The 18,351-nt window shown below is 73.0% G+C and carries 17 protein-coding genes; 14 read left to right on the top strand and 3 right to left on the bottom strand.

Annotation, left to right across the window (positions count from 1 at the left end; translation table 11 throughout):
• Positions 1 to 120 precede the first annotated feature (120 nt).
• Positions 121 to 1,110 carry an AfsR/SARP family transcriptional regulator gene (locus RM812_RS21295; RefSeq protein ID WP_311574803.1) on the top strand — a complete coding sequence of 330 codons (990 nt, stop codon included), beginning with the start codon at positions 121 to 123 and terminating at the stop codon, positions 1,108 to 1,110.
• Here the strand turns inward: RM812_RS21295 and RM812_RS21290 are convergent.
• The gene (locus RM812_RS21290) at positions 1,082 to 1,432 is read right to left on the bottom strand and encodes a hypothetical protein (RefSeq protein ID WP_311574802.1); all 351 of its coding nucleotides are present in this window, start codon (positions 1,430 to 1,432) and stop codon (positions 1,082 to 1,084) included. The two genes, RM812_RS21295 and RM812_RS21290, sit on opposite strands and share 29 nt — an antisense overlap.
• A 540-nt stretch (positions 1,433 to 1,972) precedes the next feature.
• Between RM812_RS21290 and RM812_RS21285 the strand changes: the two genes are divergently transcribed.
• Positions 1,973 to 3,571, top strand: a complete 1,599-nt coding sequence (locus tag RM812_RS21285; protein ID WP_311574801.1) for a condensation domain-containing protein — start codon at positions 1,973 to 1,975, stop codon at positions 3,569 to 3,571.
• 176 nt (positions 3,572 to 3,747) lie between these two features.
• A complete protein-coding gene (locus tag RM812_RS21280) occupies positions 3,748 to 4,167 on the top strand; it encodes a pyridoxamine 5'-phosphate oxidase family protein (RefSeq protein WP_311574800.1) in 420 nt (139 codons plus the stop codon).
• 166 nt (positions 4,168 to 4,333) lie between these two features.
• Here the strand turns inward: RM812_RS21280 and RM812_RS21275 are convergent, their stop codons facing one another.
• Complete coding sequence (locus RM812_RS21275) at positions 4,334 to 4,846, bottom strand: nuclear transport factor 2 family protein (protein WP_311574799.1); 513 nt, start codon at positions 4,844 to 4,846, stop codon at positions 4,334 to 4,336.
• 151 nt (positions 4,847 to 4,997) lie between these two features.
• On the opposite strand from RM812_RS21275, the gene RM812_RS21270 reads away from it, so the two are divergent.
• From RM812_RS21270 to RM812_RS21225, 10 genes are all read left to right on the top strand, one after another.
• Positions 4,998 to 6,467 carry an FAD-dependent monooxygenase gene (locus RM812_RS21270; protein WP_311574798.1) on the top strand — a complete coding sequence of 490 codons (1,470 nt, stop codon included), beginning with the start codon at positions 4,998 to 5,000 and terminating at the stop codon, positions 6,465 to 6,467.
• 51 nt (positions 6,468 to 6,518) lie between these two features.
• Positions 6,519 to 7,217 carry an antibiotic biosynthesis monooxygenase family protein gene (locus RM812_RS21265; protein ID WP_311574797.1) on the top strand — a complete coding sequence of 233 codons (699 nt, stop codon included), beginning with the start codon at positions 6,519 to 6,521 and terminating at the stop codon, positions 7,215 to 7,217.
• 255 nt (positions 7,218 to 7,472) lie between these two features.
• Positions 7,473 to 7,802 carry a TcmI family type II polyketide cyclase gene (locus RM812_RS21260; protein ID WP_311574796.1) on the top strand — a complete coding sequence of 110 codons (330 nt, stop codon included), beginning with the start codon at positions 7,473 to 7,475 and terminating at the stop codon, positions 7,800 to 7,802.
• Positions 7,799 to 9,070, top strand: a complete 1,272-nt coding sequence (locus tag RM812_RS21255; protein ID WP_311574795.1) for a beta-ketoacyl-[acyl-carrier-protein] synthase family protein — start codon at positions 7,799 to 7,801, stop codon at positions 9,068 to 9,070. Before RM812_RS21260 ends, RM812_RS21255 begins: the two co-directional genes overlap by 4 nt.
• Positions 9,067 to 10,278, top strand: a complete 1,212-nt coding sequence (locus RM812_RS21250; RefSeq protein WP_311574794.1) for a ketosynthase chain-length factor — start codon at positions 9,067 to 9,069, stop codon at positions 10,276 to 10,278. The genes RM812_RS21255 and RM812_RS21250 overlap by 4 nt, the downstream gene beginning before the upstream one ends.
• Positions 10,279 to 10,398: 120 nt before the next feature.
• A complete protein-coding gene (locus RM812_RS21245) occupies positions 10,399 to 10,668 on the top strand; it encodes an acyl carrier protein (RefSeq protein ID WP_311574793.1) in 270 nt (89 codons plus the stop codon).
• 14 nt (positions 10,669 to 10,682) lie between these two features.
• Positions 10,683 to 11,471 (top strand): 3-oxoacyl-ACP reductase FabG, encoded by a 789-nt coding sequence (gene fabG / locus RM812_RS21240; protein WP_311574792.1) that lies wholly within the window; start codon positions 10,683 to 10,685, stop codon positions 11,469 to 11,471.
• Positions 11,472 to 11,507: 36 nt separating this feature from the next.
• Positions 11,508 to 12,452 carry an aromatase/cyclase gene (locus RM812_RS21235; RefSeq protein ID WP_311574791.1) on the top strand — a complete coding sequence of 315 codons (945 nt, stop codon included), beginning with the start codon at positions 11,508 to 11,510 and terminating at the stop codon, positions 12,450 to 12,452.
• A 2-nt stretch (positions 12,453 to 12,454) separates the two neighbouring features.
• Positions 12,455 to 13,930, top strand: coding sequence for an FAD-dependent oxidoreductase (locus tag RM812_RS21230; RefSeq protein WP_311574790.1), 1,476 nt, complete (start codon positions 12,455 to 12,457; stop codon positions 13,928 to 13,930).
• Between the two features lie 59 nt (positions 13,931 to 13,989).
• Entirely contained in the window at positions 13,990 to 15,492 is a 1,503-nt protein-coding gene (locus tag RM812_RS21225; protein WP_311574789.1) for an FAD-dependent monooxygenase, read from the top strand.
• 298 nt (positions 15,493 to 15,790) lie between these two features.
• Here the strand turns inward: RM812_RS21225 and RM812_RS21220 are convergent, their stop codons facing one another.
• Positions 15,791 to 16,876: a methyltransferase gene (locus RM812_RS21220; protein WP_311574788.1), complete on the bottom strand. Its 1,086-nt coding sequence runs from the start codon at positions 16,874 to 16,876 to the stop codon at positions 15,791 to 15,793.
• A 253-nt stretch (positions 16,877 to 17,129) separates the two neighbouring features.
• Between RM812_RS21220 and RM812_RS21215 the strand changes: the two genes are divergently transcribed.
• On the top strand, positions 17,130 to 18,224 hold the full coding sequence (locus RM812_RS21215; RefSeq protein WP_311574787.1) for a ScyD/ScyE family protein: 1,095 nt from the start codon (positions 17,130 to 17,132) through the stop codon (positions 18,222 to 18,224).
• Positions 18,225 to 18,351 lie beyond the last annotated feature (127 nt).

Raw genomic sequence — 18,351 nt, 5'->3', positions numbered from 1 at the left:
ACCGCCTTGAGGAACCGTCCACGCGGACCTGTGGGCCGCTGGTGAACGCGGTATTCCGAAATCGGGGACACTATCGTGCGCCGGATAAGCGGTCTCGTCGAAATTCCGGGTGAGGACGAGATGGAGTTCAGGATCCTGGGCCCTGTCCAGATCTACGACGGCGACGCGGACGTGTCCGTCGTGCCCACGGGCGCCAAGCAGCGTGCCCTGTTGGGCGCATTGGTGGTGAAGGCCGGGCAGGCCGTGCCCGTGGAACGGCTGGTCGACGAACTGTGGGCCGAACGCCCGCCGGCGCACGCCGCCAACGCTCTGCAGGCCCATGTGGCCAGGCTGCGCCGCCTGCTGCCCCGGCCCGCGCGCGGCCCGGGCGAACCCCACCACGAGTGGCTGGTGACCCGACCCCTGGGCTACGCCCTGCGTCCGGACCGCACCCTCACCGACGCCCAGCGCTTCCACCGCCTGATCGCCGAGGGACGCGCCCTGGCCGTCACCGAGCCCGTCCGCGCGGTGGACGTCCTGCGCGAAGGCCTCGCCCTGTGGCGCGGCCCCGCCCTGGAGGGCTGCGGCCGCGGCGCCATCTGCTCGGCCGAGGCCGCCCTGCTGGAGGAAGGCCGGCTCGTCGCCCTGGAGACGCTGTACGACGCCTGCCTGCGGGCGGGCCTGGCCCAGGAGATCACCGGTGAACTGGAGGAGCTGACGACCGCTCACCCGCTGCGGGAGCGGTTCTACGAACTGCTGATGACCGCCCTGCACCGCAGCGGCCGGCAGGCCGAGGCGCTCGGCACGTACGAGCGGGCACGCCGCAGACTCGCCTACGACCTGGGCATCGAACCGGGCCCGGTGCTGCGCAGCCGTATGGAGGCGATCCGGCACCACGGGCTTGCGGGGCCGCTGTCGGCCGCCGACGGGCACGCCGGCTCCGGGACGTCCCGCCGGGCCGGGCCCCGGGACACGACGGTGACCCGGACCGGCCCGGGCGGGACGGACCTGGGCCTGCTCCACGACGAGATCGCCGGGCTGCGGCACCGGCTGGAACGGCTCGCCCGCGAGCAGCAGGACCTCGCCGACCGGCTCGCCCGGCTCACCGCCCGGGAGGTTGCGGGGCTGTGACCCGGGCTCGGACGTCCCGGAAGGTTTGGGCGTCCCGGGCGTGCCGGGCGTCCCGGGCGTCCCGGGTGTCCGGGATATCCCCGACGTCCTGGACGCCGCGGCCGCTCGGCTCCTGCCGCATTCTTCGCGCCGGCCGCTGTTCCGGCGCCGTCAGCGGCAGTCGTCGCGGACGCCTCGCGGGCGGCGAGTCGTGCACCGCGTCGCGTCGCGCACAGAGCTCCGGGCCGGTGCCGCCGAGCGCGTGCAGCATCCCGACGGCGACGAGACTGTCCCACACGCCGCACAGATACCGGTACGGGAAGAATTCGTTCTGCCGCCCCATGACCGCTCCCCTCGTGGCGGCACCATGCACCGCCGGGGTCGAAGCGGTGCCGAGCGACGGCGGAGCACGGCTCGGGCGTCCGTCGAGCACCCGTCCGACGCCCGTCACCGTGCGGCCCGCGGGTCGTCCTCGACCACGCCGCGTACCACGCCACCGGCGCGGTACGGGTCCTGTGACCGCCGTCCGGCACGCGGTGGCCGAAGCCGACCTGCGCGGCGCACCACGTCACGGGCGGGGAACAGGAGTCGGCCGCCCCTCCTGGACGCGGCGCCGGGGCACCCCACCGCCCCGGCAACCCGCACGCCCGGCCGGGCCGGTGGCGGCCACGTGCCGGTGCGGTGCCCGGTGCGGTGCTCCCCAGCCGTTCTGCGGCGGATGTCAAGCCGCGTCAGAGAGCTGTCAGCCCGATGGCGGCGCCCTCCTCCATGATGTGCCCGGGAGCAGCGCGTCCGTGGGGCGTGCGCGCGCTCCCCGGGACCGACCGCGGTGAGCCGCCGGCCCGTCCGACAGCAGGCAAGCGGATCCTTCAGGAGGGCGCCGATGGCGAGGCCGAGCCGCCCACGCCGCCGGCGGGGGCCCGACCGACGGACGGCCCGCGCCGCGGCCGTGCGGGTGCCGCGGCCGACCGTGCCGGTGACCCGGCAGCAGTACGACGTACTGCTGGACTCCTTCGCGCACCGGCACACCGGTCGGCACGTCGAGCAGGTGTTGTGGGACTGGCGGGGCCCACTGGACACCGAACGCTTCATCTCCGCCTGGCAGTCCGTCACGGACCGGGAAGCGGTGCTGCGGGCCGCGGTCGACTGGCAGGCCGACCCCCGCGTCGATCCGCCCGGCCCGCGCATCGTGCTGCACGACCACGCGCGCGCCGACGTCGTACGCCACCGCGCGGGGACGGTCGACTGGGAGGACCTGCTCGAACGCGACCGGCTGCGCGGCTTCGACCTGCGCCGCCCCGCACCGCTGCGCCTGACCCTCCTCGACCTGCCCGACGACGGCACCGCCCGCCCGGGCGGACCGCTCGCCGTACCCCCCGACGCCGTACCCCCCGACTTCGCACTCCGCGACGCCGCACCGGCCACGCGGGTGCTGCTCACCTTCCACCACGCGCTGCTGGACCCCTGGAGCGCGTTCGTGCTGGTGGAGGAGTTCGCTCGCGCCTACCTGGCCGGCGGTGTGCTGCCCGGTGGGGAGCGCCGGCCCGACATCCGGGACCGGGCCCGCTGGCTGGAACGTCAGGACCATGCCGCGGCCCGGGACTTCTTCACCCGGGCGGTACCGCCGGGGCGCCCGGTGCTGCTGCCCGCCCTGCCCGGCCCCGAGACGCGGCAGAGCGGCTGCGGCCGGACCGAGGTCCGTCTGAGCGCCGCCGAGACCGGACGGCTGCACCACTGGGCCGGCACCAGGGCGGTGCCCGACTCCAGCGTGCTGCACGCGGTGTGGGCCCTGCTGCTGTACCGGGCGGCCGGATCCGACGGGCCGGTGACGGTCGGCTTCGGCGTCACCGCCTCCGGGCGTGGCATCGCCCTGGACGCCGTCGAACGGCTGGTGGGGCCGATGCGCACCGTCCTGCCCATGGCCCTGAGGGTCGATCCCGCCCACCGGCTGGAACGGTTGCTGACCACGCTGCGCGACCGGGCGCTGGACATGGCCGCCTACGAATGGGCCTCCGTCGGACAGGTGCGGCAGTGGACCGGCCGCACGGCCGGCCCCGAGCTGATGGAGAGCCTGGTGTCCGTCGAGGCCGTCCCGCGCCCGGCGGCCGACCTGCGAGCCGGGTTGTCGGCCGCCGGCATCCGCTTCGAGGGGCAGCGGGCCGGCGGCGCGCACACCGTCTTCCCCCTCGCGCTGCTCGCCCACCACCTCGCCGACGGCTCGCTGGCCCTGTCCGCCCTGCACGACCGGGCCCGCCTCTCCGACGCCGACGCGGCCCTGCTCGTGGCCCACTGCACCCGTCTGCTGCGCCACCTGCCCGACACCGGGGAGAGCGCCACCGTCGCCGACGTGCTGGCCGTCCTCGGCACGGACCGGGCACCGTGCGCGGCATCCGGGCGGCGCCGCGAACGGCCCGTCGAATGGCTTCGCCGGCACTCCACGGGCGGACCGTCCGCCGTCGAGGGAACCGCGAGCGAGCCTTGACACCCTGGGTGACCGGCGGGAGGGAGGCTCCCGGGCGCGAGGGCGAGAAGGGGAGCCGCGGCCGCCCCTTCCGGGACTCGTAGCCCGCCGCCCCGCGGGTGGTGCCCTCCCCGCCCGGGACGGCCTCACGGGCCGGCCCTCATCTCCACGTTCCCGAGAGCGTAAGGACGAAGACGATGTCTCTGCCCGAGCAGCGCCCTGCCGTGCCGGTGGTGTCCGCCTCCCTGGAGGCGTTCCTCACCGACACCCAGCACGTCGCCGCCTTCACCACGATCCGGCCCGACGGGTCACCGCACGTGGCGCCGGTGCGGTTCACCTGGGACGCGTCCTGTGGTCTCGCGAGGGTGATGACGGTCGACTCGTCCCGCAAGGCCCGCAATCTGCTGGCCACGCCCGGCGGCCGGGTGGCCCTGTGCCAGGTGGACGGGTTCGCCTGGGCCACGCTGGAAGGCACCGGTACCGTCGTGCGCGACTCGGAGCGGGTGGCGCAGGGGGCGAAGCTGTACGCCCGGCGGTACTGGTCCGCGCCGCCCCACCCGCCCGGCCGTGTGGTCATCGAGATCGCCGTGGACCGGGTGCTCAGCCTCAACACCTGAGCGCCGACGGCCCCACCGGTACGGGACGCGGTCGGCGCATCCCGTACCGGACGGTGAGGGGAGCGCCCGTCCCGGCGTGCCGGCGCCTGCGCGCTGTCGCGCGGGACAGACTTACGCCGCCGGGACAGACGCCCCCCTCACGCCGCCGGGACGGCAGGTGCGGACCTCACGCCGCCGGTGCGGGGGAGCCGTCCGCCCACAGCAGCCGGAAGGACAGCTCGGACAGCCGCCAGCCCCGGCCGGTGCGGCGGGCCCGGCCCGTGACGAACGTGCCGGTGGCGAACAGCGGGGGCAGCTCTCCCTGCGGAGGGGTGTGCCGCGCGTGGTGCACGTGCGTGGAGATCAGGTTGGCGCGCAGCGTGGCCCGGTCGCCGTCCAGCACCACCACCGGTGCGCCACCCAGGTGCTGCGTGGCCGCGAACGCCGTCAGCGCCGTGCTGTGGTAGGCGGCCATGCCGGCGCGTCCCTGATGCCGGCTCATCGGGAAGGCGACCACCGCGTCCTCGGTGAACAGGCCGTCCGCCCAGTCGTCGTCGAGCGTGTCGTCGGTGTCGTCGAGCGAGACGAGATAGCGGTTCAGCAACGCCGCGACCGAGGCGCGCGACTGCTCCGAAGACTCCGCTGAACTAGTTGCAGATTCGACAGTGTTGCGGGTGTAGGTCATACCTGAGAATTCCATCCTCCGCCCTCCTCCCGGCAACCTCTCTGACGAAGATCTGACATTCCCGAGGTTTCTCTGGCATTCATTGTCGAAGTCCTGTACCAACGGCTATTTACGGCCGTCCGCAGCCCTCGTAATACTGGCCGGACACCAGTGGGGAGAGGGCCAAATGAGCGACTTCGACGCTGACGTCATTGTGGTGGGAGCCGGACCCACCGGACTTATGCTTGCGGGTGAATTGAGGCTCAATGGAGTCTCGGTCACCGTGCTCGACAAACTGAGCGAGCCCATGCGGCAGTCCAGGGCTCTGGGGTTCTCGGCGAGGACCATCGAGGAATTCGCCCAGCGGGACCTCATGGCCCGCTTCGGCGAGGTCGGTGTCATTCCCGTCGGCCACTTCGGCGGCGTGGGCCTGGACTACCAGGTGATCGAGGGAGGCTCGTTCGGCGCCCGCGGCATCCCGCAGGCCCGCACCGAGGGCGTCCTCGGCGGCTGGGCGCAGGAGCTCGGCGCCGAGGTGCGCCGAGGGGTCGAGGTCACCGGCCTGGACACGGCCGAGGACGCGGTGACCGTCACCGCCCGCACCGCGGACGGCGACATCCGGCTGCGCGCCCGCCACGTGGTGGGCTGCGACGGCGCCCGCAGCACCGTGCGCACCCTCGCGGGAATCGACTTCCCCGGCACCGAGCCGACCATCGAGCTGCGCTTCGCGGACGTGGCCGGCATCCAGCTGCGCCCGCGGTTCAGCGGCGAGCGGGTGCCGGACGGCATGGTAATGGTGATGCCGCTCGGTCCGGACCGCAGCCGCGTCATCTACTTCGACCGCACCGAGCCGCTGCGCACCAGCCCGGACCCGATCACCTTCGAGGAGGTCGCCGCGACCTTCCAGCGGCTGTCCGGCGAGGACATCAGCGGCGCCACCCCGCTGTGGGTCAGCTCCACCACCGACGTCAGCCGGCAGGCCGTCACCTACCGCAAGGACCGGGTCCTGCTGGCCGGCGACGCCGCCCACATCCACCTGCCGATCGGGGCGCAGGGCATGAGCGCGGGCGTCCAGGACGCCGTCAACCTGGGCTGGAAGCTGGCGCTGGAGGTGCAGGGCCGGGCCCCCGAGGGCCTGCTCGACACCTACCACAGCGAGCGGCACCCGGTCGGCGCCCGCATCCTGACCAACACCCTGGCCCAGCGCACCCTCTACCTCGGCGGCGACGAGATCGCCCCGCTGCGCGAGGTGTTCGGCGAGCTCGTGGAGAACTACGAGTCCGTGCGACGCCTGCTGGCGGGCATGGTCACCGGCCTGGACATCCGCCACGACGTCGGCGAGGGCGACCACCCGCTGCTCGGCCGGCGCCTGCCGGAGCGGGAGCTGGTCGTGGACGGCGAGAAGATGTCCAGCTTCGCGCTCCAGCACACCGGCCGCCCGGTGCTGCTCGAGCTCGGCGGCGACCACGGGCTGCGCACGGCGGCCGCGGGCTGGGCCGACCGGGTCGACCTGGTGGCCGCCGACTTCGACTGCGAGGCCCCCGTCGACGGCATCCTCGTCCGCCCCGACGGCTATGTCGCCTGGGTCGCGCCCACCGGGGCCGGCGCCGACGGCCTGGCCACCGCCCTCACCCGCTGGTTCGGTCCCGCAGTCTGACCTCCGTCCCGCAGCTGTCGTCCGTACCGTCACAGGAAGCGAAGGAAACCCATGCCCACCGTCTCCGTCGAGGCCAAGCACCTCACCGTCCTCAACCTGTTCACCACCGACGCGCCCGAGAAGCAGGACTCGCTCATCCAGGAGATGACGAAGATCGTCAACGCGGCGACGTACGAGGGCTGGATGTCCAGCACCGTGCACGCGGGCGTCGACAGCCCCGGCACCGCCAACTTCATCCAGTGGCGCAGCGGCGAGGACCTCGAGAAGCGCTACCAGGGCGAGGAGTTCAAGCACCGCACCCTGCCGGTCTTCGGTGAGATCACCACCTCCATCCGGCTGCTGCAGAACGAGATCGCCTACACCCTGACCGCCGACGGCCCGGGCAGCGAGGTGACGATCTGCCCCAACCGCGGCAACTACACCGTCATCGCCGTCCACAAGGTCGAGCAGGCCGACCAGGACGAGCTGGTCGACGCCCTCGGCCCCGGCCAGGCGGGCATCGTCGACGCCCCCGGCTTCCGCGGGCACATCGTCCTCAAGGGCCTGCGCGCCCGCGGCCTGGAGGGCTCCTTCGTCGTCTCCTACTCGCAGTGGGAGAGCAAGGAGGCCTTCGACGCCCACCGGGACCTGCCGGAGGAGAAGTGGCCGGAGGGCCGCAGCAAGGCCCACGCCCGGATCAGTGCCGTCACCACCGAGGTCGACGTCAACACCTACCAGGTCGTGCTCACCCGCTCCGCCGACGACGCGTGAACCGGCGTGCCGCCCGCCGGCACGCCCCGCCGTTCTCCGACGCCCGGTCCTTTCGCGGGGCCGGGCGTCCGCCGCACCCGACGGGGTGCCCGTGAGCGCGGCTCAGGCCGGCCTCAGGTGCTTTGCGGGTCCGGCCCTACCGCCGGGCCGCACCGTCGAGAGCGATGGGGCCGCTCCCGACGGCCACCCGGGCCACCCGGCCGCCCCGTCCGCTTCGCGAAATCTCCCATGCAACCGCCGAGGAGCTGAACCCCTATGCACAGCACGCTGATTGTCGCCCGGATGGCCGCGGCCTCGAGCAACGACGTGGCGCGGCTGTTCGCCGACTTCGACGCGACCGACATGCCCCACCGCATGGGAACGCGGCGCCGCCAGCTGTTCTCCTACCGGGGCCTGTACTTCCACCTCCAGGACTTCGACGAGGACAACGGCGGCGAGCTGATCGAAGGCGCCAAGACCGACCCGCGCTTCATCGGGATCAGCGAGGACCTCAAGCCCTTCATCGAGGCCTACGACCCCAAGACGTGGCGCTCGCCGGCCGACGCCATGGCCGGCCGGTTCTACCACTGGGAGGCCTCCGCATGAACCGGCGACGCGTCGTCATCACCGGGATCGAGGTCATCGCCCCCGGCGGTGTCGGCCGGGAGAAGTTCTGGGACCTGCTGAGCAACGGCCGTACCGCCACCCGGGGCATCACCTTCTTCGACCCCGCACCGTTCCGCTCGCGGGTGGCCGCCGAGGCCGACTTCGACCCGTACGAGCACGGCCTGACGCCCCAGGAGGTGCGTCGGCTGGACCGTGCCGCGCAGTTCGCGGTCGTCGCCTCGCGCGGCGCCGTCGCCGACAGCGGCATCGACCTGGGCGCCCTCGACCCGCACCGCGTCGGGGTCACCGTGGGCAGCGCGGTCGGCGCGACGACGGGCCTGGACGAGGAGTACCGCGTCGTCAGTGACGGCGGCCGCCTCGACGTCGTGGACCACACCTACGCCGTCCCGCACCTGTACGGGCACATGGTGCCCAGCTCGTTCGCGGCCGAGGTCGCCTGGGCGGTCGGCGCCGAGGGCCCGAGCACCGTGGTCTCCACCGGCTGCACGTCCGGCATCGACTCCGTCGGCTACGCCGTGGAGCTGGTCCGCGAGGGCTCGGCGGACGTGGTGATCGCCGGCTCCTCCGACGCGCCGATCTCGCCGATCACCATGGCCTGCTTCGACGCGATCAAGGCGACCACCCCCCGCCACGACGAACCGGAGTTCGCCTCCCGCCCCTTCGACGCCACCCGCAACGGGTTCGTCCTCGGCGAGGGCACCGCCTTCTTCGTCCTGGAGGAACTGGACAGCGCCCGCAGGCGCGGGGCGCACATCTACGCCGAGATCGCCGGGTACGCCACCCGCTCCAACGCCTACCACATGACGGGCCTCAGGCCCGATGGCGTGGAGATGGCCGAGGCGATCGAGCGGGCCCTGGACGAGGCCCGGCTGAACCCGGAGTCGATCGACTACATCAACGCCCACGGCTCGGGCACCAAGCAGAACGACCGGCACGAGACCGCCGCGTTCAAGCGGAGCATGGGCGAGCACGCGTACCGCACCCCGGTCAGCTCCATCAAGTCGATGGTCGGGCACTCCCTCGGCGCGATCGGTTCCATCGAGATCGCCGCGTCCGCGCTGGCCATGGAGTACGACGTGGTCCCGCCCACGGCCAACCTGCACACCCCGGACCCGGAGTGCGACCTCGACTACGTGCCCGTCGTCGCCCGCGACCAGCTCATCGACGCCGTCCTGACGGTCGGCAGCGGGTTCGGCGGCTTCCAGAGCGCCATGGTGCTCGCCAGCGCGGAAAGGAGCCTCGTATGACCACCTCGGTGGTGGTGACCGGCCTGGGCGTCGCGGCGCCCAACGGACTGGGCACGCAGGACTACTGGTCGGCGACGCTGGGGGGCAAGCACGGCATCGGCCGCATCACCCGCTTCGACCCGTCCGCCTACCCGGCCCGGCTGGCCGGCGAGGTTCCCGGCTTCGTCGCGGAGGAGCACCTGGGCAGCCGGCTGCTGCCGCAGACCGACCGGGTCACCCGGCTGGCGCTGGTCGCCGCCGACTGGGCCCTGAAGGACGCCGGCGCCGACCCCCGGGAACTCCCGGAGTTCGACATGGGCGTCATCACGGCGTCCGCCGCCGGCGGCTTCGAGTTCGGCCAGGGCGAGCTCCAGAACCTGTGGAGCCGGGGCAGCCAGTACGTCTCCGCCTACCAGTCCTTCGCCTGGTTCTACGCCGTCAACAGCGGCCAGATATCCATCCGCAACGGCATGAAGGGCCCCTCCGGGGTCGTCGTCAGCGAGGGCGCGGGCGGTCTGGACGCCGTCGCGCAGGCCCGCCGGCAGATCCGCAAGGGCACCGCCCTGATCGTCACCGGCGCGGTCGACGCCTCGGTCTGCCCCTGGGGCTGGGTCGCCCAGCTCACCACCGGCAAGCTGTCCACCAGCGACGAACCGACCCGCGCCTACCTCCCCTTCGACCGGGACGCACGCGGTTACGTGCCCGGCGAGGGCGGCGCCATCCTCATCGCCGAGGAAGCAGACGCCGCCCGGGCCCGCGGCGCCCGGATCTACGGTGAGATCGCCGGCTACGGCGCCACGATCGACCCGCGCCCGGGCAGCGGGCGCGAGCCGGGCCTGCGCAAGGCCGTCGAGGTCGCCCTCGCCGATGCCGGGGCGTCCGCCGCCGACATCGACGTGGTCTTCGCCGACGGCGCCGGCGATCCGGCCGGCGACCTCGTCGAGGCCCAGGCGATCACCGCCGTCTTCGGGGACCGCGGAGTGCCGGTGACCGTGCCGAAGACCATGACCGGACGCCTGTACTCCGGCGCCGCGCCGCTGGACCTCGCGGCGGCCTTCCTGTCGATCCGCGACGGGGTCATCCCCCCGACCGTGCACACCGAGCCGTGCCCGGACTACCCGATCGACCTGGTCCTCACCGAACCCCGCCCGGCGCCCGTACGCACCGCGCTCGTCCTGGCCCGCGGCAGCGGCGGCTTCAACTCCGCGATGGTCGTGCGCGCCGCCTAGTCCCCGTCGTCGATTCCCGCAGTCGAGTCCCGTCGTCCCGCGCCGAGCAGGCGGGGACGACGACAGGGGCCGGCGCGGCCCGTCACCGCACAGCCCGAACCACACACGAAAGGACCCACCATGGCCACCAAGGTGTTCACCCTGGACGACCTCAAGCACACCCTGCGGGAGGCCGCAGGGGTGGCCGAGGGCGTCGACCTGGACGGCGACATCCTCGACACCGAGTTCGAGGTGATCGGCTACGAGTCGCTCGCGCTGCTGGAGGCCGGCAGCCTCATCGAGCGCGAGTACGGCATCTCCCTGGACGAGGAGGCCGTCAGCGAGGCCAACACGCCGCGCTCCTTCATCGACGTCGTCAACGCGCAGCTCGCGCCGGCCCAGGCCGCCTGAAGGGGGACCGCGAGATGACGCAGAACAGCACGCCCCGGGTCGCCCTCGTCACCGGTGCCACCAGCGGTATCGGCCTGGCCTCGGCCCGTCTGCTGGCCTCCGCCGGCCACCGTGTCTTCATCGGCGCGCGCAGCGCCGAGAACGTCGCCGCCACCGTCAAGGACCTCCAGGCCGAGGGCCTCGACGTGGACGGCGCCGTTCTCGACGTCCGCGACAGCGCGTCGGTGGAGACCTTCGTCCAGGCCGCCGTCGACCGCTTCGGCACCGTCGACGTGCTGGTCAACAACGCGGGCCGCTCCGGCGGCGGCGTGACCGCCGACCTCACCGACGAGCTGTGGGAGGACGTGCTGGAGACCAACCTCACCAGCGTCTTCCGGGTGACCCGGGCGGTCCTCAACACCGGCGGCATGCGGCACAAGGACCGCGGACGCATCATCAACATCGCCTCCACGGCCGGCAAGCAGGGCGTCGTCCTCGGCGCGCCCTACTCGGCCTCCAAGCACGGCGTCGTCGGGTTCACCAAGGCCCTCGGCAACGAGCTGGCCCCCACCGGCATCACCGTCAACGCGGTCTGCCCCGGCTATGTCGAGACCCCGATGGCCCAGCGCGTGCGCCAGGGCTACGCGAACGCCTACGACACCTCCGAGGACGCCATCCTCGAGAAGTTCCAGGCCAAGATCCCGCTCGGCCGCTACTCCACGCCCGAGGAGGTCGCGGGCCTCGTCGGCTACCTGGCCTCCGACACCGCCGCCTCCATCACCTCGCAGGCCCTCAACGTCTGCGGCGGTCTGGGCAACTTCTGACCCTCGCCCCACCCGACACCATCCGAGGAGAACCTCATGACGACGCGTGAGGTCGAGCACGAGATCACCATCGACGCCCCGGCCGCCGCGGTCTACGAGCTGCTCGCGGACGTGACCAACTGGCCGCGGATCTTCCCGCCCACCATCCACGTCGACCGGCTCGAGGAGCAGGGCGACGAGGAGCGGATCCGGATCTGGGCCACCGCCAACGGCACTCCCAAGGACTGGACCTCGCGCCGGACCCTGGACGCCGACGGCCTGACCATCACCTTCCGCCAGGAGATCCCGGCGCCGCCCGTCAAGCACATGGGCGGCACCTGGATCATCGAGCCGCTCGGCGAGGCCGCCTCCCGGGTACGCCTGCTGCACGACTACAGCGCCATCGGCGACGACCCGCACGACCTGCTGTGGATCGAGCGGGCCGTGGACAAGAACAGCACCTCGGAGCTGGCGGCGCTGAAGGAGAACGTCGAGCGCGTGCACGCCGCCGACACCGAGCAGCTCACCTTCTCGTTCACCGACACGGTGCAGATCGCGGGCAGCGCCAAGGACGTCTTCGACTTCATCAACGAGGCCGACCGGTGGGCCGAGCGGCTGCCGCACGTGGCCGTCGTACGCCTGGCCGAGGACACCCCGGGCCTCCAGGAGCTGGAGATGGACACCCGCGCCAAGGACGGCTCGGTGCACACCACCAAGTCGTACCGGGTCGTCTTCCCGCACCACAAGATCGCCTACAAGCAGGTCACGCTGCCCGCCCTGATGACCCTGCACACCGGCGAGTGGACGTTCGTCGAGAACGAGGAGGGCACCAGCGCCTCCTCGCAGCACACCGTCACCATCAACACCGACAACATCGCACGCATCCTCGGCGCCGACGCCACCGTCGCCGACGCCCGCGAGTACGTGCACACGGCGCTGTCCACCAACAGCCGCGCCACGCTGTCCCACGCCAAGGCCCACGCCGAGCAGAAGAAGGCCTGACCGTGGCAGCGGAGCGCCTTGCGGCCGATGTGGTCGTCGTCGGGGCCGGTCCCGTCGGGCTCATGCTCGCCGGTGAACTGGCCCACGCCGGCGTCGACGTGGTCCTCCTGGAGAAGCGGCACGCCTCCAACCAGGAGTCCCGGGCCTCCACCCTGCACGCGCGCACCATGGAGATCTTCGACAGCCGGGAACTGCTGCCCGACTTCGGCACCCCGCCCGACGAGCCCCGCGGCCACTTCGGGGGCGTCCCCCTCGACCTCACCCTGCCCAGCACCCACCCGGGCCAGTGGAAGGTGCAGCAGACCAAGACCGAGGCGGTCCTGGAGGAATGGGCGCTGTCGCTGGGCGCCGACCTGAAGTGCAAGCACGAACTCGTCGCCGTCGGCGAGGTGGGGGACGGGGTCGAGGCCGAGGCCGTCGGCCAGGACGGCGTACTGCGCCTGCGCTGCCGCTACCTGGTGGCCTGCGACGGCGAGAACAGCACCGTGCGCCGGCTGCTCGGCGCCGACTTCCCCGGACAGGACGCCGGCCGCGAACTGCTGCGCGCCGACGTCTCCGGCATCGACGTGCCGAACCGGCGCTTCGAACGCCTGGAGCAGGGGCTGGCCATCGCCGCGCGCCGCCCCGACGGCGTGACCCGGGTGATGGTGCACGAGTTCGGCTCGACCGCGCGCGAGCGCACCGACGAGGCCCGGTTCGACGAGATCGTCACCGTCTGGAAGCGGGTCACCGGCGAGGACATCAGCGGCGGCACACCGCTGTGGGTCAACGCCTTCGGCGACGCCTCCCGCCAGCTCACCCACTACCGGCACGGCCGGATCCTGTTCGCGGGCGACGCCGCCCACCGGCAGATGCCGATCGGCGGGCAGGCCCTCAACCTCGGCCTCCAGGACGCCTTCAACCTCGGCTGGAAACTCGCGCTGCGCCTGGCCGGCAAGGCCGGCGACGAGTTGCTGGACACCTACCACACCGAGCGGCACGCGGTCGGCCGGCGGGTGCTGGCCAACATCCGGGCCCAGGCCCACATGCTGCTCGGCGACCGCACCGTGGAACCCCTGCGCACGGTGCTCGGCGAGCTGATCGCCCTGGAGGACGTACGGGCCCGTCTCGCGGGCATGATCAGCGGCCTGGACGTGCGCTACGACGTCGGCGGCCCCGCCCACCCGCTGCTCGGCGCCCGGATGCCGCACACCGCGCTGCACGTCGGCCGGCGCCGGCTCCACCCCGCCCGTCTGCTGCGCAGCGGTGGCGGCGTCCTGCTGGACCTGCGCGGCGGCGACGCCGCCGAGCCGCCCGCCGGATGGACGGACCGGGTGAGCACGACGGCGGTCCTCCCGGAGGACCCCGGCGCCCTGCACGGCGCCGACCGCGTGCTGCTGCGCCCCGACGGCCACGTCGCCTGGGTGGGCGAGGGCTCCGGGGAGGAGGGACTGCACGCAGCCCTCCGGCGCTGGTTCGGCCCGCCCGGGCGTCGGTAGGCCGCCCCGGACGTCCCTCCACCGCAAGCGTCAAGTCGCATCCGAAGAAAGGGAACACCATGAAAGGGACAGCGGTGGACACCGATGTCGTCATCGTGGGCGCGGGGCCGACCGGCCTGATGCTCGCCGGGGAACTCGCCCTGGGCGGAGCACGCGTCGTCGTGGTCGAGAAGCTGACCGAGCCCGCCATGGAGTCGCGCGGCCTGGGCTTCACCGCCCGCACGATGGAATCCTTCGACCAGCGCGGACTGCTGCCCCGCTGGGGCGATCTGGAGACCATGCCGGTCGGGCACTTCGGCGGCGTGCAGTTCGACTACTCCGTGCTCCCGGACGCCCACTTCGGCGCGCGCGGCGTGCTGCAGTGGAGGACCGAGGAGGTCCTGGAGAAGTGGGCCGCCGAACTCGGCGTGGACATCCGGCGGGGCTGGGATTTCACCTCGCTCGCCGACGGCTTCCTGGACGGCGACACCGTCGAGATCGCCCTGGACACCCCCGACGGACCGCAGCGGCTGCGCGCCTCGTACCTGGTGGGCTGCGACGGCTCGCGCAGCCGGATCCGCAAGGCGGCCGGCTTCGACTTCCCCGGCACCCCGGCCTCCCGCAAGATGTACGTCGCCGACGTCGTCGGCTGCGACCTGCGCCCCCGCTACCTCGGTGAGCGGCTGCCCAAGGGCATGGTCATGGTCGGTCCGCTGGGCGACGGCGTGAACCGGCTCATCGTCTGCCCGCACGGCACCCCGGCCAGCGACCGTGACGCGACCGTCCCGTTCGAGGAGGTCGCCGACGCCTGGGAGCACATCACCGGGGAGGACATCCACCACGGCGGCGCGAAGTGGGTCAGCTCCTTCACCGACGCCACCCGCCAGGTCTCCGAGTACCGGCGCGGCCGGGTCTTCCTGGCCGGTGACGCCGCCCACATCCACCTTCCGGCCGGCGGGCAGGGACTGAGCACCGGTGTGCAGGACGCGGTCAACCTCGGCTGGAAGCTGGCCCTGGTCACGCGCGGGGCGGCACCGGAGGCGCTGCTCGACACCTACCACGCCGAACGGCACCCGGTGGGCCAGCGGCTGCTGATGAACACCCGCGCCCAGGGCACCATCTTCCTCGGCGGCGAGCAGGCGGACCCGCTGCGCGAGCTGTTCGCCGAGCTCGTCCAGTACGACGACGTCAAGAAGCACCTGGCGGGCATCGTCAGCCACCTCGACATCCGCTACGACCTCGGGGCGGAGGCCGGCGCCCACCCGCTCGTGGGCCGCAGGATGCCGCCGCGGACACTGGTGGGCGAGGACGGCGCGATCCGTGTCGCCGAACTGCTGCACGACGGGCACGGGGTGCTGCTGGACCTGGCCGACGACGCCGGGGTACGGCGTACGGCGGCCGGCTGGCAGGGCCGCGTGGACGTGGCGACCGTGACCGCCGCGGACGCCGCCGGCACGGAGGCGCTGGCCGGTGCGACGGCCGTGCTGCTCCGCCCCGACGGCTACGTGGCGTGGACCGGCACCTCGGCGGACGAGGGACTCGCCCCCGCCCTGGAGCGCTGGTTCGGCGCGGCGGCCCGCTGAACCACTCCCTCGGGACGACCGGGGCGCTCGGTGCGCACCCCTTTCCCGCCCCGGCCCCTCCGGGCGGCCGGGGCGTCCGGTGCGCACCCCCCACCCCTCCCTCGCGCCGAACGCCCCGCGTCGCCCTCCCCGCCCGGCTTCGAAGGCACCGCTCTCACACCGGGCTGCCCCACCGGCCCGCACGGCCGAGGCCCCACGGGACGTTCGGGGACCACCAGCGAGGCCGTTCACACGATCGAGGCCCCGGCCGCTCCCCGCGAGGGAAGCGGCCGGGGCCTCGACGTGGCCGGCGGGGCGATCAGACCGGTACGGCCTCGACGACCGACACCGCGGCCGCCGTCTCCACGACGCGCTCCAGCCTGAAACCGGCGCGGGCCAGGAGGTCGGCGTACTGGGTGGCCGTGCGCTCCCGGCCGCCGACGAGCAGCATCAGCCACAGGTCGACGAGCTTGCCCGAGTGCGGCTCGTCGCCCTGCTCCGGCACGACCATCTCGACCAGCAGCAGCTTGCCGCCCGGCTGCACGGCCGCCCGCACGTTCTTCAGGATCCTCAGCACGTCCTGCTCGGGCCAGTCGTGCACGATGTGCTTGAGGACGTAGGCGTCGGCGCCGGTGGGCACCGGGCCGAACATGTCACCGGCCACGGTCGTACAGCGGTCCGCGACTCCCTGCCCGGCCAGGTACTCGGCGGCCCCGTTACCCTCGACGCGCGGGTCGAACAGGATGCCGCGGGCCTGGGGGGCCCGGCGCAGGATGCCCGACAGCAGCCCGCCCTGTCCGCCGCAGAAGTCCAGCACGGTGCCGAAGGCGGAGAAGTCGTAGGCGGCGGCCACCGGCTCGGTCTCGGTGGCGGACATGTTGCCCATGCCGTTGATGAACACCGCGCCGTACTCCGGATTGCTCTCCAGGAACTCGAACGCGCTCATGCCGCGCAGCTTCGGCAGGCTCGGCTCGCCGGTGACCACCGTCTCCAGGAAGGCGCTCCAGTCCTCCCAGTGGGTCGGGTGGCCCATCAGCAGCGCGATGTCCCGCATCGTCATCGGATGGTCGGCACGCAGCGCCTCCCCCATCGGGGTCAGCCCGTACGTGCCGTCCGGGTGGCCCGTGAAGACGCCCTGACTGGCCAGCAGCCGCAGCACCCGGTCCAGGGCGTCCGGGTTGGCACCGACGCGCCCGGCGAGCTCCTCCGGGGCGAGCGGACCCTCCGACAGCGCCTCGGCCACGCGTAGTTCGGCGGTCGCCCGCAGGGCCTGCGTGATCATCGAGCCCATGATCAGTTCCAGCAGGGCGAAGGGTGGCGGCGCCATTTCCCGGACCTGCTTCTGAAGTTCCGCCCGCTGTTTTTCCAGGTCGCGGACCACTGAGGGGGGCGGCAGTTCGAGCATGCGATTCCTCCCGTGCGGTATATGCACATTCCGTCCCAGCCGCCGAACGGGCAAGGGACCCGACTGACCACGGTAGGAATAATTTTCGGGGCTCACTGGAGGGTTGCTCGAATGACGATCGCGTCTGAATTAACTCTGTTTGAGTGCGGAAAATAAGCGGTCATACACACCCGTCCGCTCCTCTATGGTGGCGCAGGTTTCGCATCCAGCTCTCCGATCAATTGGGGGAAGCATGCAGCAGCGAAGGAGAGACATGTCGAATTCACGCACCTCCTGGAAGAAGGTCCTGCCGGCGGCCGCCGTCGCGGCGGTGATGACGGCCCCGATGGCCGCCGCCGCCCCGGCGCAGGCCCAGACCGACGAGACGCACACCGTGGGGCTGACGGTCGTCGCCTCCGGCCTGAAGAACCCGCGCGGCATCACCGCCCAGTCCGACGGTTCGCTGCTGGTGGCCGAGTCCGGCGAGGGCCTGCCGGGCTGCGCCGCGGGCACCCGCTGCCTGGGCGCCACCGGCGCCATCGTCAAGGTGCCGTTCGGCGGCGCCAAGAGCCGTGTGGTGACCGGCCTCCCCTCCACCGCCGTCGGCACCGCCGACCCCGCCGCCGTCAACGCCAGCGGCCCGGCCCAGGCCGTGCGCGACACCGCCAACGGCGGCTACACCGTGCTGGCCAGCCTCGGCGGCCCCGGCACCCCCGAGCTGCGCTCCTCGCTCGGCGACGCCGCCAGGACGCTGGGCACCGTCTTCCGCACCGGCGACGGCAAGGTCCTCGGCGACCTGGTCACCCACGAGGCCACCCTGAACCCCGACGGCGGGGACGTCAACGGCAACCCGTGGCGGTTCGTGCAGGACGGCTCGGGCTTCCTGGCCACCGACGCCGGCTCGAACGACGTGGTCGCCGGCCCGGGCGACGGCACCACCTCCACCAAGTACCTGCTGCCGAAGAACGGCACCGCCGAGTCGGTGCCCACCGGCATCGTCAAGAAGGCGGACGGCACGCTCTACATAGCCGACATGGGCGGCGGGCAGGTCGGCGGCTCGCGCATCTGGAAGGTGCCGCCGGGCCAGCAGCCGGAGGTCCTCGTCTCCGGGCTGACCAACATCGTGGACATCGCCTTCGACTGGAAGGGCGACCTGCTCGCCCTGTCCTACAGCTCCTCCTCGCTGGCCGGGGCGCCGACGGCGGGCTCGCTGTCCGAGATCGACCTGAGCACCAACGCGGTCACCACCATCCCGACCGGCGACAAGCTGAAGCAGCCCTCCGGGCTCGGGGTCGACATCTTCGGCTGCGTGTACGTCACCAACAACTCCGTCGGCACGAACGGCCAGCTGGTGCGCCTCTCGTACTGAGGGCGGCCGGCGCGGCGGCACGGGCTCCCCTGTGCCGCCGCCCGAGACGCACACCGCACCCCCCTCGCGGCCCCGCCGGGTTCCCCCGCCGGCGGGGCCCACGCCTTGCCCCGGCCGCGCGACCCGA

Source organism: Streptomyces lancefieldiae, assembly GCF_031845825.1.
GTDB lineage: Bacteria > Actinomycetota > Actinomycetes > Streptomycetales > Streptomycetaceae > Streptomyces > Streptomyces lancefieldiae.
The sequence above is the reverse complement of the archived record's forward strand: the minus strand, read 5'-3'. Positions and strand labels throughout refer to the sequence as shown.

Bases quoted from the DNA above. Each gene is read 5' to 3' on its own strand.
- RM812_RS21295 (WP_311574803.1), top strand. From the start codon at position 121: ATGGAGTTCAGGATCCTGGGCCCTGTCCAGATCTACGACGGCGACGCG.
- RM812_RS21290 (WP_311574802.1), bottom strand. From the start codon at position 1,432: ATGGGGCGGCAGAACGAATTCTTCCCGTACCGGTATCTGTGCGGCGTG.
- RM812_RS21285 (WP_311574801.1), top strand. From the start codon at position 1,973: ATGGCGAGGCCGAGCCGCCCACGCCGCCGGCGGGGGCCCGACCGACGG.
- RM812_RS21280 (WP_311574800.1), top strand. From the start codon at position 3,748: ATGTCTCTGCCCGAGCAGCGCCCTGCCGTGCCGGTGGTGTCCGCCTCC.
- RM812_RS21275 (WP_311574799.1), bottom strand. From the start codon at position 4,846: ATGGAATTCTCAGGTATGACCTACACCCGCAACACTGTCGAATCTGCA.
- RM812_RS21270 (WP_311574798.1), top strand. From the start codon at position 4,998: ATGAGCGACTTCGACGCTGACGTCATTGTGGTGGGAGCCGGACCCACC.
- RM812_RS21265 (WP_311574797.1), top strand. From the start codon at position 6,519: ATGCCCACCGTCTCCGTCGAGGCCAAGCACCTCACCGTCCTCAACCTG.
- RM812_RS21260 (WP_311574796.1), top strand. From the start codon at position 7,473: ATGCACAGCACGCTGATTGTCGCCCGGATGGCCGCGGCCTCGAGCAAC.
- RM812_RS21255 (WP_311574795.1), top strand. From the start codon at position 7,799: ATGAACCGGCGACGCGTCGTCATCACCGGGATCGAGGTCATCGCCCCC.
- RM812_RS21250 (WP_311574794.1), top strand. From the start codon at position 9,067: ATGACCACCTCGGTGGTGGTGACCGGCCTGGGCGTCGCGGCGCCCAAC.
- RM812_RS21245 (WP_311574793.1), top strand. From the start codon at position 10,399: ATGGCCACCAAGGTGTTCACCCTGGACGACCTCAAGCACACCCTGCGG.
- fabG (WP_311574792.1), top strand. From the start codon at position 10,683: ATGACGCAGAACAGCACGCCCCGGGTCGCCCTCGTCACCGGTGCCACC.
- RM812_RS21235 (WP_311574791.1), top strand. From the start codon at position 11,508: ATGACGACGCGTGAGGTCGAGCACGAGATCACCATCGACGCCCCGGCC.
- RM812_RS21225 (WP_311574789.1), top strand. From the start codon at position 13,990: ATGAAAGGGACAGCGGTGGACACCGATGTCGTCATCGTGGGCGCGGGG.
- RM812_RS21220 (WP_311574788.1), bottom strand. From the start codon at position 16,876: ATGCTCGAACTGCCGCCCCCCTCAGTGGTCCGCGACCTGGAAAAACAG.
- RM812_RS21215 (WP_311574787.1), top strand. From the start codon at position 17,130: ATGTCGAATTCACGCACCTCCTGGAAGAAGGTCCTGCCGGCGGCCGCC.